This window comes from Xanthobacter sp. YC-JY1 (genome assembly GCF_021730305.1).
In the GTDB taxonomy this organism is placed as follows: Bacteria; Pseudomonadota; Alphaproteobacteria; order Rhizobiales; family Xanthobacteraceae; genus Xanthobacter; species Xanthobacter flavus.
Genome location: NZ_CP032674.1, coordinates 3,928,962 through 3,945,158, shown reverse-complemented (window position 1 = coordinate 3,945,158; position 16,197 = coordinate 3,928,962). Strand labels below are relative to the sequence as shown.

At 67.4% G+C, this 16,197-nt stretch carries 16 protein-coding genes; 10 read left to right on the top strand and 6 right to left on the bottom strand.

Features of this window, described 5'->3' with window-relative positions; genetic code table 11:
- Positions 1–2: 2 nt before the first annotated feature.
- Entirely contained in the window at positions 3–527 is a 525-nt protein-coding gene (gene infC / locus D7006_RS18450; protein WP_168459950.1) for a translation initiation factor IF-3, read from the bottom strand.
- A 321-nt stretch (positions 528–848) separates the two neighbouring features.
- On the opposite strand from infC, the gene D7006_RS18445 reads away from it, so the two are divergent.
- From D7006_RS18445 to D7006_RS18435, 3 genes are all read left to right on the top strand, one after another.
- Complete coding sequence (locus D7006_RS18445; RefSeq protein ID WP_237354076.1) at positions 849–1,715, top strand: DUF3108 domain-containing protein; 867 nt, start codon at positions 849–851, stop codon at positions 1,713–1,715.
- A 266-nt stretch (positions 1,716–1,981) separates the two neighbouring features.
- Positions 1,982–3,385: a glutamine synthetase family protein gene (locus D7006_RS18440; RefSeq protein WP_237354075.1), complete on the top strand. Its 1,404-nt coding sequence runs from the start codon at positions 1,982–1,984 to the stop codon at positions 3,383–3,385.
- 38 nt (positions 3,386–3,423) lie between these two features.
- Positions 3,424–4,725, top strand: a complete 1,302-nt coding sequence (locus D7006_RS18435; RefSeq protein ID WP_237354074.1) for an FAD-binding oxidoreductase — start codon at positions 3,424–3,426, stop codon at positions 4,723–4,725.
- A 12-nt stretch (positions 4,726–4,737) separates the two neighbouring features.
- Here D7006_RS18435 and D7006_RS18430 read toward each other — a convergent pair whose 3' ends face one another.
- The 3 genes from D7006_RS18430 to D7006_RS18420 all read right to left on the bottom strand — a co-directional run bounded on the left by D7006_RS18430 (position 4,738) and on the right by D7006_RS18420 (position 6,928).
- The gene (locus D7006_RS18430) at positions 4,738–5,091 is read right to left on the bottom strand and encodes a hypothetical protein (RefSeq protein ID WP_237354073.1); all 354 of its coding nucleotides are present in this window, start codon (positions 5,089–5,091) and stop codon (positions 4,738–4,740) included.
- Positions 5,092–5,227: 136 nt separating this feature from the next.
- Complete coding sequence (locus D7006_RS18425) at positions 5,228–5,971, bottom strand: TerC family protein (protein WP_237354072.1); 744 nt, start codon at positions 5,969–5,971, stop codon at positions 5,228–5,230.
- Positions 5,972–6,928, bottom strand: coding sequence for a lipid kinase (locus tag D7006_RS18420; protein WP_237354071.1), 957 nt, complete (start codon positions 6,926–6,928; stop codon positions 5,972–5,974). It abuts the gene before it with no gap.
- Between the two features lie 655 nt (positions 6,929–7,583).
- Between D7006_RS18420 and D7006_RS18415 the strand changes: the two genes are divergently transcribed.
- Positions 7,584–8,297, top strand: a complete 714-nt coding sequence (locus D7006_RS18415) for a TetR/AcrR family transcriptional regulator (protein WP_237354070.1) — start codon at positions 7,584–7,586, stop codon at positions 8,295–8,297.
- A gap of 2 nt (positions 8,298–8,299) precedes the next feature.
- Here the strand turns inward: D7006_RS18415 and D7006_RS18410 are convergent, their stop codons facing one another.
- Positions 8,300–8,749, bottom strand: a complete 450-nt coding sequence (locus tag D7006_RS18410) for a VOC family protein (RefSeq protein ID WP_237354069.1) — start codon at positions 8,747–8,749, stop codon at positions 8,300–8,302.
- Between the two features lie 10 nt (positions 8,750–8,759).
- Positions 8,760–9,905 (bottom strand): PA0069 family radical SAM protein, encoded by a 1,146-nt coding sequence (locus D7006_RS18405; RefSeq protein WP_237354068.1) that lies wholly within the window; start codon positions 9,903–9,905, stop codon positions 8,760–8,762.
- 421 nt (positions 9,906–10,326) lie between these two features.
- Between D7006_RS18405 and D7006_RS18400 the strand changes: the two genes are divergently transcribed.
- The 6 genes from D7006_RS18400 to D7006_RS18375 all read left to right on the top strand — a co-directional run bounded on the left by D7006_RS18400 (position 10,327) and on the right by D7006_RS18375 (position 16,194).
- Complete coding sequence (locus tag D7006_RS18400; protein WP_024280402.1) at positions 10,327–10,479, top strand: aa3-type cytochrome c oxidase subunit IV; 153 nt, start codon at positions 10,327–10,329, stop codon at positions 10,477–10,479.
- A 36-nt stretch (positions 10,480–10,515) separates the two neighbouring features.
- Positions 10,516–11,679 carry a Re/Si-specific NAD(P)(+) transhydrogenase subunit alpha gene (locus tag D7006_RS18395; RefSeq protein WP_237354067.1) on the top strand — a complete coding sequence of 388 codons (1,164 nt, stop codon included), beginning with the start codon at positions 10,516–10,518 and terminating at the stop codon, positions 11,677–11,679.
- Complete coding sequence (locus D7006_RS18390) at positions 11,679–12,134, top strand: proton-translocating transhydrogenase family protein (RefSeq protein WP_229646050.1); 456 nt, start codon at positions 11,679–11,681, stop codon at positions 12,132–12,134. The genes D7006_RS18395 and D7006_RS18390 overlap by 1 nt, the downstream gene beginning before the upstream one ends.
- Positions 12,135–12,144: 10 nt before the next feature.
- Positions 12,145–13,551, top strand: a complete 1,407-nt coding sequence (locus D7006_RS18385; protein WP_169123978.1) for an NAD(P)(+) transhydrogenase (Re/Si-specific) subunit beta — start codon at positions 12,145–12,147, stop codon at positions 13,549–13,551.
- A gap of 217 nt (positions 13,552–13,768) precedes the next feature.
- Positions 13,769–15,184, top strand: a complete 1,416-nt coding sequence (locus tag D7006_RS18380; protein WP_229646051.1) for an exopolysaccharide biosynthesis polyprenyl glycosylphosphotransferase — start codon at positions 13,769–13,771, stop codon at positions 15,182–15,184.
- Between the two features lie 158 nt (positions 15,185–15,342).
- Positions 15,343–16,194, top strand: coding sequence for a glycosyl hydrolase family 18 protein (locus D7006_RS18375; protein ID WP_237354066.1), 852 nt, complete (start codon positions 15,343–15,345; stop codon positions 16,192–16,194).
- The last annotated feature ends 3 nt before the right edge of the window (positions 16,195–16,197 follow it).

The window sequence follows — 16,197 nt, the reverse complement described above, 5'->3', positions numbered from 1 at the left end:
CATCAGCGCGGGGCGAGGATCATGATCATCTGCCGGCCTTCGAGCATGGGCTCGGCCTCGACCTTGGCGATGGTGGAAACGTCTTCCTTGAGCTTCTGCAGCAGCTTGTAGCCGATGTCCTGATGCGCCATCTCGCGACCACGGAAGCGCAGGGTTACCTTCACCTTGTCGCCTTCCTCGAAGAAGCGCTGCATCGCCCGCATCTTCACGTCGTAGTCATGGTCGTCGATGCCGGGGCGGAGCTTGATCTCCTTGACCTCGACCACCTTCTGCTTCTTGCGCGCCTCGCTGGCCTTCTTCTGGTTCTGGTACTTGAAGCGGCCGTAATCGAGAATCTTGCAGACGGGGGGCGCGGAATTGGGGGAGATCTCGACGAGATCGAGCCCGGCTTCCTGCGCCAAGGTGAGCGCATCGCGGATTGCTACCACGCCGCGGTTCTGACCGTCCTGGTCGATCAGCTGGACTTCGCGGATGCGGATTTCCTCATTGACGCGCGGTCCATCCTTCTCCGGCGCGACGGGTCTCATAGGGCGGCGAATGGCTTCAGCTCCTTGGCAATCAACACGATCCCCCGAGGTAAACGGGCCGCGGCGCCGGTCCTTGCCGTCGTCTGCGCAACCCGCCTCTCAGGGTAGGCTGGAAAGATCGTGACAAACCGCCGTAAAGTCAATGACCCATGCGGATTCGCGCGGCATTCCCGGGTCTGCTGCCGGCCGGCTCCTCCGGCGGGCGGTGCGGCGGGGGCGGCTGCGGCTCCGCCGGTGGGCCACAGTTCAGCCGCCTTCCCTGTGCATGCCTCTGGGACACGGGTCCGCCGGCCCCCCGGACATCTCCATCCGGATTCTGCAATGACGACGACCCCGATGACCGCTCCTTTGCCCCGTTTCCGGCACCGCGCCGGTGCCGCCATGGTCGGCCTCCTGATGGCTTCCGGCCTCGCCGGGCCCGCCTGGGCAGACGGGCAGTTCAACGCCAAATATGTGCTCAGCATCGGTGGGGTCGAACTCGGCCGCGGGTCCATCAAGGTGGAGGCCGGCGACCAGGCCTATGAGATTTCCGGCTCCGCCCGCGTCACCGGCGTGCTGCGCGCCGTGTCGTCAGGCAAGGGCGTCGCTGCCTCGCGCGGGGCCATCTCTGGCGGCAAGCTGGTGCCGAAGGTCTACGCGCTCAATGCCGAGGCCGACGGCAAGGCCGAGACCGCGCGCCTTGCGATGGCCTCCGGCGCGCTGAAGGAAATGCAAGTGGAGCCGCCGCTCAAGCCGGCGGCTGATCGCGTCCCCATCGAGCAGGCGGTGCTGCAGAACATTCTCGACCCCATGAGCGGGGCCTTCGTCTATGTGCCGGGCACTGGCGACATGCTGTCCGCGGCTGCCTGCTCCCGGTCGATCCCCGTGTTCGACGGACGTCAGCGCTACGATCTCGTCCTGACCTATCAGCGCACCGAGACGGTGAAGGTGGACGGCTATGCCGGCTCGGCCGTGGTGTGCTCCGTGCGCTACCAGCCTGTCGCCGGGCACCGGCCCACCCGCTACACGGTCAAGTACATGGTCGACAACAAGGACATCTATGTGTGGCTGGTGCCCATCGCTGGCACGCGCCTGATGGCGCCGTTCCGTGTGTCGGTCGCCACCATGATCGGCACCGCCCTGCTGGAGGCGACCTCCCTCGAGACCGAGGCGAAGGCCGGCACGGTACCGGTGAACGCGCCGCGCTGAGCGGTCCGCCTGAATCCGCTACCGTTGAGGCCGAGGCCCAACATCTCGTAGGGGGAGAAGCGGGAACGCGGCCGGCACTGCGATTCGATCGTGATTCGTTCGATGGCTGTTCCCGGGCCGTCGAGGCGCCTGTCCCGGACCGGGACATGGCCGTCGCCCCTGCATCTTTCCCAAACGTGAGCGTTGCCGTCTTAGGGTCGCGTTGACACTGATGGTGGCGCAGGTGTTCCCTGCTCGGGCGTGAGCGGTTCACGCCCGAGGACATCATGGCGAAACGCAGCAAGGGTGCGCAGAAGACTCAGGCAACGGCCCCGCGGGGTGTGACATCGCTGACGGAAGCCAAGGCCTGGATGGCCAGCCGGGGCATCACCGAGATCGAATGCACCGTTCCCGATCTCGCCGGCGTCGCCCGCGGCAAGATCATGCCGGCCTCCAAGTTCTTTTCCTCGCCCGTGATGAACCTGCCGCTGTCGGTCTTCTTCCAGACCATCTCCGGCGAGTATCCCGACTATGAAGGGCTGGTCGATTCGGTGATCGCCGACAGCGACCTCGTGCTGGAGCCCGACCTTGCCACCCTCTGCTCGGTGCCGTGGGCGCAGGACCCCACCGCCCAGGTGATCCACGACGCCTACCACCGCGATGGACGTCCGGTGGAGCTGGCGCCCCGGCAGGTGCTGCGGCACGTCATTTCGCTCTACGAGAAGAAGGGCTGGAAGCCGGTGGTGGCGCCGGAGATCGAGTTCTACCTCGTCGAGCCCAACACCGATCCCGACTATCCCCTGAAGCCGCCCGTGGGCCGCTCCGGCCGGCCGGAGATCGGCCGCCAGTCCTATTCGATCCAGGCGGTGAACGAGTTCGATGCCCTGTTCGAGGACATCTATGATTATTCCGAGGCCCAGGGGCTGGAGATCGACACGCTGATCCATGAGGACGGCGCGGCGCAGATGGAGATCAACCTCCGCCACGGCGATCCGCTGGTGCTGGCGGACCAAGTCTTCCTGTTCAAGCGCACGATCCGCGAGGCGGCGCTCGCCCACAAGATCTATGCGACCTTCATGGCCAAGCCCATCGCCAACGAGCCGGGCAGCGCCATGCATATCCACCAGTCGGTCATCAACACCGCCACCGGGCGCAACCTGTTCTCCGACGAGGATGGCGACCCGACGCCGGAATTCTTCTCCTTCATCGCCGGCCACCAGAAATACCTGCCGTCGGTCATGTGCATCATGGCGCCCTATGTGAACTCGTATCGCCGGCTGACGCGCGACTCCATGGCGCCCATCAACCTGCAATGGGGCTATGACAACCGCACCGCCGGCCTGCGCGTGCCGCCTTCCACCCCGGAAGCGCGGCGGCTGGAGAACCGGGTGCCGTCCTCGGACGCCAATCCCTACCTCGCCATCGCTGCGTCCCTCGCCTGCGGCTATCTCGGCCTGACCGAAAATCTGCGTGCGACCGATCCGATCGACGGCGACGCGAAGAATCTCGATTTCGACCTGCCGCGCGGGCTGCTTGAGGCGGTTGCGGCGTTTCAGGACAGCGAGCCGCTTGCCGAGGTCCTGGGCGAGCGGTTCGTCTCCGCTTACGCCGCGGTGAAGCAGGCCGAGTTCGAAACCTTCATGAGGGTGATCTCGCCCTGGGAGCGGGAGTACCTTCTGCTCAACGTGTGAGGCGGCCGGTGCCCAACGAGAAGAAGAAAGAAAATGCCATGCACCGGGTCGCCGCGCCGCTCAATCCGGCCGGCCACGCCCGCTCCTGGTACACGGCCACGGCAACCGCATTCCCCGCCTTTTCGCCGCTGAAGGGCGCGGTGCGGGCTGACGTGTGCGTCATCGGGGCCGGCTATACGGGCCTGTCCGCCGCGCTGCATCTCGCCGAGGCGGGGTTCAAGGTGGTGGTGCTGGAGGCCGCGCGGGTGGGCTCGGGCGCCTCGGGGCGCAACGGCGGCCAGCTTCACAGCGGCCAGCGCCGCGGCCAGGATTTCCTGGAAAAGGCGGTGGGGCGCGACGACGCCCACAAGCTCTGGAACCTCGCGGAGGAGGGCAAGGCGCTCGTACGCAGCCTCATCGCCCGCCACGACATTCCGTGCGACCTGCGCGAGGGTCTCATCCTCGCGGATCACAAGGCGCGGTACGTCCCGGACAGCTACGATTACGCCCGCACGCTCGCGGTGGACTACGGCTACGATGCCCTCCAGCCGCTCACCCGCGACGAGATCCGGGCGCTGGTCGGCACCTCCGCCTATTATGGCGGCCTTCTCGACAAGGGCGCGGGCCACCTGCACCCGCTCAACTTCGCCCTCGGCCTCGGCTCCGCAGCCGTCGCGGCGGGGGTCGAGATCCACGAGGGGACGCGTGCGGTCAAGGTCACGGACGAGGCCGGCGTGACCGTCACCACCGACGGCGGCGGCAGCGTGGTCGCCGACTTCCTGCTCGAATGTGGCAACGGACTGATGGACGGGCTCGACCGGCGGGTCGACGCCCATGTCATGCCCATCTGCAACTACATCGCCGCCACGGAGCCCCTGGGTGATCAGGCGCAGGAGATCATCGCCAACGGCGCGGCGGTGGCGGACAGCCGGTTCGTCATCAACTATTTCCGCCTCTCCGCCGATGGCCGGCTGTTGTTCGGCGGTGGCGAGAGCTATCGCCGTGGGCTGAGGCCGGACGTGGCGGATTTCGTCCGGCCGTTCATGCTGCGCATCTTTCCGCAGCTCGGCGAAGCCCGCATCGACTACGCCTGGGGCGGTGTGCTGGCCATCACCATGACGCGCATGCCCTTCGTGCGCCGTCTGTCGCCGCACGTCCTCGTCTCGGCCGGCTACAGCGGGCAGGGGGTGGCGTTGGCGCCGCTGTTCGGCAAGATCCTCGCCGAGGCGGTGCAGGGCCAGCTCTCGCGCTTCGACCTGCTCGGCCGTCTGCCGGTGCCGCCTTTCCCCGGCGGCACCCTGCTGCGCACCCCGCTGATGATGGCGGGCCTCAGCTATTACGCCCTGCGCGACCGGCTCTGAGCCGGCCCGGCCTCAGTTCAGGCCGCCAAGGCGCTTGGCTTCGGCGAGAGCCTTGAGGCAGCCGGCCTCGTCGCCCGCCGCCTGCAGGTTGATGGCCTGATTGAGCGCGCCGAGGGCGCCGGAGTCCGGCTGGGTCAGGCCCGCCGCGGCGAGGGAGCCCGGCGTGGCCTGCCGGTCGGTCTGCGCCGCGACGGACTGGTCCTGCTCCGGCGGCTTCTTGGGATGCGGCAGGCGCTCCTTGAGCGCCGCCTGAACCGGAACGATCTGCTCCAGGCAGGCCTGCGCGCGCGCCGGGGCGGCGAACGCCATCAGCACCAGCGCCGGCACCAGCGCGACGGCGAAACGGGACGCGGAAAAATGAGCCATTCTCGACCTCGGCCACAGGCTGCGGGGCGGCGGACTGCCGGCGATGCCCCTTTGAGTCGCGGGCCGATCCGCCCGCGCCACGAGCATAGCGATGCCCGCGGCGCGTTGGAATGCGGCGGCGCGACCGCCCGTCAGCTCAATGCCCCGCGCCGGCCGCACGGCGGCGGCGGACCATCATGTTGAGGCCCTCAATGGCCGTGGAGAAGCCCATGGCGGCGTAGACGTAGCCCTTGGGTACGTGGGCGCCGAAGCCTTCCGCGATCAGCGTCATGCCGATCATGATGAGGAAGCCCAGCGCCAGCAGCACCACGGTGGGGTTTGCCTCGATGAAGCGGGCCAGCGGGTCCGCGGCGAGTAGCATGCAGGTCACGGCGGCGATCACGGCGATCACCATGATCGGGATGTGCTCGGTCATGCCCACGGCGGTGATGATGCTGTCGATGGAGAACACGATGTCGAGCAGCAGGATCTGCACGATGGCGGCGGTGAAGCCGATGGTGACCTTGCTCTCCTTCACGTCCTCCGCATGGGTGCGTGGGTCCACGGTGTGATGGATCTCGGTGGTCGCCTTCCACACCAGGAACAGGCCGCCGGCGATGAGGATTAGGTCGCGCCAGGAGAAGGCGTGGCCGAACACCTCGAAGATGGGCGCCGTCAGCCGCACGATGATGGCGATGGTGCCGAGCAAAGCGAGGCGCATGATGAGCGCGAGGCTGATGCCGATGCGCCGCGCCTTGCTGCGATACTGCTCCGGCAGCTTGTTGGTGAGGATGGAGATGAAGATCAGGTTGTCGATGCCGAGCACGACTTCCATGGCCACCAGCGTCACCAGGGCGACCCACGCGGCGGGATCGGCTGCGAGTTGGAGGAGGTAGTCCATCTAGGGGGTGCCTTCAGCGAGGGGGTGCAAGGAATTCTGCTCACCGCTGCCGGATCGGGTCACGGTCTGCGGCGGCGCATGGACACGGATGGCGGCGGGCCGAATGCTGAAATGCGCCGGGGTGTAGGTGACGAGCTCGCCGTCCGTATTGACCGGGCGCGGGCGGCTGGTGCGCACAACGACCTTCTTCGTCCGGAAGGCGCGCACGTCATCCCACTGGCCCTGCGTGCCGGCGCGGAGAGAGGGCAGGAGGGCCAGAAGGCGCCACCAGTGGTCCACCTCCAGACTGTAGAAATCGAGCTGGCCGTCATCGGCCGTGGCGCTCGCCTCCACCGTCATGCCGCCGCCATAGTGGCGCCCGTTGCCCACCGAGACCTGCAGGGTCCGGACCGCCTCGGCCGTGCCGTCATGCTCGATATAGGCCGTGAACAGCCGTGACTGGATCAGCAGGCGCGCGGCGACGATGCCATAGCCGACAACGCCGAAATAGCGCTTGGCTTCGCGTGTGAGCGCGCGGGCAAGATCGGCGGAAAAGCCGATGCTGGCGACATTGAGGAAGGGATGGCCGTTCACATCCCCAAGGTCGATGAAGCGGGGCGGGTGGGCGAGGATGACCCGCGCTGCCGCCAAAGGATCGGTGGGAATGGCAAGGGTGCGGGCGAAATCGTTGGCCGTGCCGAGCGGCAGGACGCCGAGGGGAAGCTGCGTGTCGTAGAGGCCGGAGGCCGCCGCATTCAGCGTGCCGTCGCCGCCGCCGAGGATGACGAGATCCACCTCATCCGCGCGGGCGCGCAGCAGGTCCGACAGTTCGCCGGGCGGCGGCAGCGGTGTTTCGAGGAGGTCGAATTCCGTCTCGAGCACGGCGCGCACCGCTTCGAGCGGCAGCGAGCCGCCGCGGGCGCGCGGATTGACCATGAACAGCGCACGCCGCCGGCTCTGGGGGCCTTGTGCGGTCATGCTGAAACAGGTCTCGGCGAAACGGGGGGAACCATGGGGCCTCTGGACGGAGCGCGGATATCACGCCTGATCCGACATCACGCAGGAGACCTGCGCCAGAGGGGCCCGGACCGGTGAGCGAGGAAATAGGGGCTTTAGCCCGTTCACCAAAGGGGATGTGGCGGAATGTCGCGGTGTGGCCACTTCGGCTCGGGCGGAAGGGCAGACCTGCGGGACATTCGGAGGGAGGGGGCCGATGGAAACAGAGGGAGGAGAGCGGGGGCGTTGCTCTCCTCCCTCTTGCATCAGTCAGGACCAGGGTTGCGGCACCGGGTCATGACCGAACCGATCGGCGGGATAGGAAGGGAGGAGAGCGGGGGCGTTGCTCTCCTCCCTCGGTTCGTTCAGCGCGCGGGTTGCGGTTCCGAGCGCTGACCGAACGGTTTGGTTCGATGAATATTGACATAGCGCACCGCTTTCGGTCATGCAAGAACGAACTGAACGGTTCGGTCAGAAAATTGTGTGCGGCTCTCCCCAAGGGAAGGTCGCCATCGCGGTGGGCGGCGTGTGTCATCGTTGCCATGGCCGCGGCTGAAGGCGCCGGGAAGACGTTAACGTGCTTGCGCAGAGCCGGCGCGATCGCAGAGAACGAGGACAAGAGGAAGAGACCCGCAGGATGACGGACAGGGAAGGCGAGATCGCACTCAAGCCGCGGCACGCGGCGGGCCGCGAGGATTGTGGCCTCGGCGATGCGCACGAAGCCGGTTCAGGCGCAGGCCAGGACCCGGAGAAGCGCAGCCAGATTCTCGCCGGCGCGCGTCAGGTCTTCTTCGACCGTGGCTTCGACGCCGCCAGCATGGGCGACATCGCCCGCGCGGCAGGAGTCTCCAAGGGCACGCTCTACGTCTATTTCGAGAACAAGGAAGACCTGTTCGCGGAACTCGTCTCCAGCGAGTGCGGCGAGACCGCCGAGCGCATGTTCGTGGTGGACCCGGACGAAGCCGATCTCGAGGCCGCGCTCACCAAGATCGGGCGGTCCTTCATCACCGCCATCCTGCGGCCGAGCAGCATTGCCTTGCTCAGAACCGTCATCTCCATTTCCGGCAAGTTCCCGGAGGTGGGCCGCCGCTTCTTCGAGGCGGGCCCGTGCGAAGGCATTTCCCGCCTGTCGGTGTTTCTGAAGGCCAAGGTGGCGCAGGGGCTGCTCGACATCGAGGATGTGGACCAGGCGGCCAGCCAGTTTCTCACCCTCTGCAAGGATGGCGTGACCATTCCGGTGCTCGTCGGCGCGCCGGATGCGCCGGACCCGGCGGTGGTGGAGAAATCGGTGCGCGGCGCCGTCCGGGTTTTCCTGCGCGCCTACGGCAGCGACCGCCGCACCGCGCCCTGATCTCACGCGCCCGGCAGCACCAGCCGGCCCTCTGCATCGAACGGGAAGAAGGGATTGTGGGCGACCTCCCACAGATGCCCGTCGGGGTCGGCGAAATAGCCGCTCGTTCCGCCCCAGAACGCCTTCTGCGCCGGCTTCACCACGCGCCCGCCCGCCGCTTCCGCCCGCGCGATCAGGGCTGCGGTCTCTTCCGGCGATCCCACATTGCAGGCGAGCGTGATGCCGGCGAAGGGCTGCGGCGGGGTATCGGCCAGCGTCGCATCCTCGGCGAGGCGCGCCCGCGGAAAAAGGCTCACCACCACATTGCCCGCATGGAAGAAGGCGACGTTGCCGGCTTCGCCTTCTCCGGGCTTGTTCTCGACGAGACCCAGCGCCCGGTAGAAGGCGGCCGCGCCCGACAGGTCGGACACGCCGAGCGTGACGAGGTGGAGCCTGAGGTCGGGTGCGGTCATGTGGGGTTCCTCAAGCGAACAGGTCGAGCTGCTCGCCCGCCTGCTTGGGGTGACGGAAATGCTCGGTGGTCAGCTTCAGCCCGCGGCCGGCGAGGCCGAGGCGCCGGGCGGCGATCTCGAACCTGCGGCCCACCGTCCAGGCATAGGGCCCCTCCCCACGCCCCCTGCGGCCGAAGGTGGAGTCGTAATCCTTGCCCCCGTGCATCTGGCGGATGAGGTTGAGGACATGGCGGGCCTTGTCCGGGAAATTGGCCACGAGCCATTCGCGGAACAGGTCGGCGATCTCCAGCGGCAGGCGCAGCATCACATAGCCTGCCTCGGATGCCCCGGCGGCCTTGGCAGCATCGAGGATGCGCTCGATCTCCATGTCGTTCAGTGCCGGGATCAGCGGCGCGGTGAGGACCGCAGTGGGAATGCCGGCGTCGGCGAGGCGGCGGATGGTGCCGAGGCGCACATGCGGGCTGGCGGCGCGCGGCTCCATGGTGCGGGACAGGTGCGGGTCCAGCGTGGTCATTGAGATGGCGACCTTGGCGAGGCCCTTTTCCGCCATCGGCCCGAGGATGTCGATGTCCCGCACCACCAAAGCCGACTTGGTGACGATGCCCACCGGGTGGCCGAAGTCCGCCAGCACCTCGAGGATGCGCCGGGTCAGCTCGTAGCGCCGCTCGATGGGCTGGTAGGGATCGGTATTGGTCCCCATGGCGATGACGCGCGGCTTGTAGGAGGGGTGCGACAGCTCACGCGCCAGCAACTCCGGCGCGTCCGGCTTCACGAACAGCTTGGTCTCGAAGTCGAGTCCGGCGGAGAGCCCCTGATAGGCGTGGGTGGGCCGGGCAAAGCAATAGATGCAGCCGTGCTCGCAGCCCCGATAGGCGTTGATGGAGCGGTCGAAGGCGATGTCGGGTGACTGGTTGCGGGTGATGATCGTGCGCGCCCGCTCCTCCGTCACCTCGGTGCGGAAGGGCGGCAGGTCTTCCAGCGTCTGCCAGCCGTCGTCGAACAGCACGCGGGCGGCAGGCTCGAAGCGCCCGGCGGCGTTGGAGACCGCGCCACGGCCGCGCCGGCGCTCCGCCTCGACGCCGGTCCCGGCCTCGCCGTCCAGCGCCGGCGGAAGGGCAGGGGGCGGCGCCCGGCGCTCCTCGGCGAGCCGGCCCATGATCCGCTCGCTCCGCGTCTTCACGGGCGGCGAGGCGATGCGGGCGTCGCCGGAAGCAGCCTTGGGGGCCGCCTTTGGCTGTACTGCCTTGGGCTGTGCCGCCTTGGCGGGAGCAGCCTTGGCGGGCGCGGATCTGGGCGATACCGTCCTGGAGCTGGCCTTCAGGGCGGGAGCGATCGGCGCGGCAATTGGTCCCCCCGGAACGGGCGGGGCGGCTGCGCGCGGGCCGTGGGAATCGGATGCGGGGCTCATGCTCAAAAAGCTAGCACCGAAGACGGAACATAACAAGAACATCCGGGGCGCCGCGGATAGTCGGCGGCTCACGCCGTTCAATCTGGCATACTGTACACCAGAAGGCAGTTGCCAGACATTCCCATCTCCGGTAAAGGCCTCAGAAGACGCTTAGGAGCAGGGGGATAAGATGGCTGAACACGCCACGATCGAATACGCCACGGCAGACGGAAACGATTATCCCGAGCACGAGCGCACCTACGCCATGTTCACTGCCCTCGCCAAGTGGGGCACCATCGGCGTTGCTGCCATCCTCGTCCTGATGTGGATTTTCCTCCTCTGAACGGCTGAGCGGCCGGAGCACCGGAGACTTCAAGAAATGAAAATCGCTGTTCCCGCCGAGATCGATCTCGGCGAGCCGAGGGTTGGCGCGACCCCGGATACGGTGAAGCGTCTGGTCGCACTTGGCGCATCCGTGGCCGTGGAGAGCGGCGCGGGCGTGAAGTCCGGCATTCTCGATTCAGACTTCGTGGCGGCTGGCGCCACCATCGCCCCGTCGGCGTGGGATGCGCTGAACGGCGCCGAAGTCGTACTGAAGGTTCGCCGGCCGACGGAAGCCGAACTTTCGTCGTACAAGCCCGGCGCGCTCGTCCTCGCCATCATGGATCCCTACGGCAGTGACGCGGCGCTCGCCGCCATGGCCAATGCCGGGATCTCCTCCTTCGCCATGGAGCTGATGCCCCGCATCACCCGTGCGCAGGTGATGGACGTGCTCTCCTCGCAGGCGAACCTCGCCGGCTATCGCGCGGTGATCGACGCGGCCGCCGAGTTCAACCGCGCCCTGCCGCAGATGATGACCGCCGCTGGCACCGTTCCCGCCGCGCGCGTCTTCGTCATGGGCGCCGGCGTCGCGGGCCTGCAGGCCATCGCGACCGCCCGCCGCCTCGGCGCCATCGTGACCGCCACCGACGTCCGTCCCGCCGCCAAGGAACAGGTCGCCTCGCTGGGCGCCAAGTTCGTCGCGGTGGAGGACGAGGAGTTCAAGCAGGCCGAGACCGCGGCCGGCTACGCCAAGCCCATGTCGGCGGAGTACCAGGCCAAGCAGGCCGCGCTCGTCGCCGAGCACATCAAGAAGCAGGACATCGTCATCACCACCGCTCTCATCCCGGGCCGGCCCGCGCCGCGCCTCGTGACGGCGGAGATGGTGGCCTCCATGAAGCCGGGCTCCGTGCTGATCGACCTCGCGGTCGAGCGCGGCGGCAACGTCGCCGGTGCGGTGGCGGGGCAGGTGGTCGAGGTGAATGGCGTGAAGATCGTCGGCCACCTCAACGTGCCGGGCCGCATCGCCGCCTCGGCCTCGCCGCTCTACGCCAAGAACCTGTTCAACTTCTTCGAGACGATGGTGGACAAGGCGTCGAAGGCGCTGGCCGTCAAGTGGGACGACGAACTGGTGAAAGCCACGCTCCTCACCCGTGACGGTGCCGTCGTGCATCCGAACTTCGCACCCAAGAATCCCGCAGCGACCAGCGAGGGAGCGGCCTGATGAATCCCGCCACAGCCCAGTCCGCGGCGGACGCCGCAGTTCAAGCCCGCACCGCCGCCGAGATCGCGCGGCAGGCCGCGGAAGCCGCCCAGCTCTATGCCGACCAGGCGGCCTCCGCCCTCGGCGCGGCCGCCCACGCGGCGACCGGCGGGGCGATCGACCCCTTCGTGTTCCGCCTCTCTATCTTCGTGCTCGCGGTGTTCGTGGGCTACTACGTGGTGTGGTCGGTGACCCCGGCGCTGCACACCCCGCTGATGAGCGTCACCAACGCCATCTCGTCGGTGATCGTGGTGGGCGCGCTGCTCGCCGTCGGCGTGACCACGGTGGGCGATTCCAGCCACGCCTGGGGCGCGCGCATCTTCGGTTTCGTCGCGCTCATCTTCGCCTCGGTGAACATCTTCGGCGGGTTCATGGTGACCAGCCGAATGCTCGCCATGTACTCCAAGAAGAAGTGAGGCGAGGCACATGACCGCGAACCTCGCCGCCCTGCTCTACCTCGTCGCAGGCATCCTCTTCGTGCTGGCCCTCCGGGGCCTCTCCCATCCAACCACCTCGCGGCAGGGCAACCTGTTCGGCATGGTGGGCATGGGCATCGCCATCCTCACCACGCTCGCGCTCTCCCCGCCGTCCGACGGGATCGGCTGGGTGCTGGTGCTCGCCGGCATCGGCATCGGCGGTGGCGTCGGTGCGGTGGTGGCCAAGCGCATCGCCATGACGGCAATGCCGCAGCTGGTCGCCGCCTTCCACTCGCTCGTCGGCCTCGCCGCCGTGCTGGTGGCCGCGGCCGCGCTCTATGCGCCGCGCGCCTTCGGCATCGGCGATCCCGGCCACCTGCACGGGGCGAGCCTCGTGGAGATGTCGCTAGGCGTTGCTATCGGTGCGATCACCTTCACCGGCTCGATCATCGCCTTCGCCAAGCTCAACGGCAACATGAGCGGCAAGCCGATCATGCTGCCGGCGCGCCATCTCATCAATGGCGGCCTGGCCCTGCTGCTGCTGATCCTAATCGTCGCGTTCGTGCTCACCGGCTCGATCACGCTGTTCTGGATCATCACGCTGCTGTCGCTGATCCTCGGCGGCCTGCTCATCATCCCCATCGGCGGCGCGGACATGCCCGTCGTGGTGTCGATGCTGAACTCCTACTCGGGCTGGGCGGCGGCCGGCATCGGCTTCACCCTGGGCAACACCGCGCTCATCATCACGGGTGCGCTGGTGGGCTCCTCGGGCGCCATCCTGTCCTACATCATGTGCAAGGGCATGAACCGGTCCTTCATCTCGGTCATCCTCGGCGGCTTCGGCGGTGACGCCGCGGCGGCCGGTGCTGCCGGCCATGCGGAAGCCCGCCCGGTGAAGCAGGGTTCGGCCGACGACGCGGCCTACATCATGAAGAACGCCGAGAAGGTCATCATCGTGCCCGGCTACGGCATGGCGGTGGCCCAGGCCCAGCACGCGCTCCGCGAGATGGCGGATCTGCTCAAGGAGGAGGGCGTCGAGGTCAAGTACGCCATCCACCCGGTGGCGGGCCGCATGCCGGGCCACATGAACGTGCTGCTCGCCGAGGCCCAGGTGCCCTACGACGAGGTGTTCGAGCTGGAGGACATCAACTCTGAGTTCGCCCAGGCGGACGTGGCCTTCGTGATCGGCGCCAACGACGTGACGAACCCGGCGGCCAAGACCGACCCGCAGTCGCCCATCTACGGCATGCCCATCCTCGACGTGGAGAAGGCCAAGACCGTTCTCTTCATCAAGCGCGGCATGTCGGCAGGCTATGCCGGCGTCGAGAACGAGTTGTTCTTCAAGGACAACACCATGATGCTCTTCGGCGACGCCAAGAAGGTCACCGAGGACGTGGTGAAGGCCTTCGGCCACTGAAGACACCTTCATTCTGAACGAGATCGAAGCCGCCGGATCGCAGGGTCCGGCGGCTTTCTCTTTTTGGGGCGTTTCGGACGGCGACGTGATCGCGAGGTGCTCGATCGCTCCATGCCGCCACAATTTGCTCCATATCCTTGACTGCCCACCACTTCTTAACCAGAAGCACATACCGTGGAACTTGGGATTCGACGGCTGCTGCGGGGATCGGGGGACGATGACACGGTGGACCCATGGACTGGTCAATCGGCTCGTCCTGTCGTGCGACGTCGTCATGGCGGCGCTCGGGGCGATCATTGCGCATCTGCGCTGGGATTTCCTGTCCTGGAGCCAGCTCGCCATCCTCTGGGCGTTCGGCATCTTCACCTATGTTCAGGTGCTGCAAATCGGCCGCGGCTACCGGGTCGAGCACTATGTGCGCCCGCTGCGGCAGATCGGCCATATCGGCGTCGGCGTGGTGCCCGCGGGCGCGGTGATCGCGATCTGCTATTACGCCCTGATCCCCATCGGCCAGACCAACCTCTGGGCGCTCCTCGGCTGGGGTGTCGTCACCACCCTCATGCTCATCTTCGGCCGCCTCGTGATTGTGCGCATCGGCATGTCGCTGGTGCAGACCCACGAGGTTTTGCGCCGCAATGTGGTGGCCATCGGCGATCTCGGTCGCGCCCGTGACCTCGTGCGGCGCTACAAGGAAGAGGAGGGCGATACCGGCCTCCTGAGCTTCGTCGCTCTGTTCGACGACAGCCATGTGGAGGGTGCGCACCTTCCGCCGCCCGGTCCCGACGGACTGCCAGTGCTCGGCGGAATGAAGGACCTTCTGGAATATGTAAAGCACAACCCCGTGGACATCGTGGTTGTCGCCAAGAGCTGGAACGACCCGGCCGCCATCAGCGCTATCGCCAACCAGATGTACCAGATCGCCGCCGACGTCATCGTCGAGCTGGATCCGGACCGCTTCACGCTCAACTACGCCAACCTCACCCGCATCGCCGGCGAGCCGGCCCTTCAGGTGCAGCAGCAGCCGCTGAAGGGCTCGCTCGGTCTCCTAAAGGGGGTGGAGGATTATGTGGTGGCCACCATCGGCCTCCTGCTCACGGCGCCGATCCTCATTGGCGCGGCCATCGCCATCAAGCTGGATTCCCCGGGGCCAATCCTGTTCCGCCAGCCCCGCGTCGGCCTGAACAACCGCGTGTTCCAGTGCTACAAGCTGCGCACCATGCGGGTCGATCCCACCGACGACGGCTCCAAGGGCACCAGCAAGAACGACCCGCGCATCACCAAGGTCGGCAACTTCCTGCGCTCCACCTCCATCGACGAACTGCCGCAGCTCATCAACGTGCTGCGCGGCGAGATGAGCGTCGTCGGCCCCCGCCCCCATGTGCCGAACATGAAGGTGGCGACCAACGTCCGTTACGAGGCCATCAGCCAGTATGTGGCGCGCTACCGCATGAAGCCGGGCATCACCGGCTGGGCGCAGATCAACGGCATGCGCGGGGGCATCAACACCCTGGAGAAGGCCGAGCGCGGCGTCGAGCTCGACCTCTTCTACATCGAGCACTGGTCCATATGGTTCGACATCAGAATCATGCTGCTCACCGTCACCAAGGGCATGGCCGGTCCGTCGGTGTTCTGAGGGCGGCGCTCGGAGCGCTCCTCGTCCTCGTCCTCGTCCTCGCCCTGCCGTCGCCGTCGGCGGCACAGTCGGCAAGGGGAGCGCCCCGCGAGGGGCCGTTCCTCGCCTATCTCACGTCCTGGACCGAGGTTGCGACCACGGTGCCGGCGCAGACCCGCTTGGCCCGCCTGCCTGGCTACATCACCCACGTGGCCCTTGGCTTCGCGAAACCCGATCTTGTCTATAAGGGCGATCTCGACCTGTCCGGTACGGGACTTCTCTTTCCTTTCTCGGGCGCGGTGCTGAAGCAGGCGATCGTGCTGCTGCGCCAACGCAACCCGGCGACCAAGGTGCTCGTCTCGGTCGGCGGCTGGAACCATTTCGGCTGGGACAATCGCAACATGGCCGCCCTCGCGCTGCTGGTGAAGGACATCGGCGCGGACGGGGTGGATCTCGACTATGAGACCCCCGACGCCGGCTGCATCCACACCCCCCGGGGCACCGTCGCCTGCGCCGATGATGCGCGGTCCATCGCGGTGCTGAGGGATCTCCGCAGCGTGTTGCCGCGGCCTTACGCGGTGACGGTCGCCGGCTGGAGCGTCGGCGCCTATGGCGATGGACCTTACTTCGCGGCTGAACCGCGCAATGGTCCCTTTGTGGGCATGATGCTGGCGCTGTTGCGATCGCCCGAGGCGGCGGGCATCGATCTCGTTTCTGTGATGGCCTATGACGCCGGCCCGACCTTCCGGCCCGACCAGGCCTTCCGGGCCTATCGTGCCCTCTGGAAGGGGCCTCTGGCGCTGGGTTTCCAGGTGCTGCCGCCGGAGAATGGCGGGCCGCGCACCTCCTTGGAGGGCATCGCGCGGCTGCTGGCGGGCTTGGGCGATGACCCGAAGGCGGGCGCCATGCTCTATGCGATCGGCCTGACGCCGCCCGGCCCGCCGGGGCCGGACAATCCGGGCTATGCGAGCTTCGCCCTCGCCATCTGCGCCTCGCTGAACCTTGCCGATTGCGCGGCGCCGATGCCGTGACGC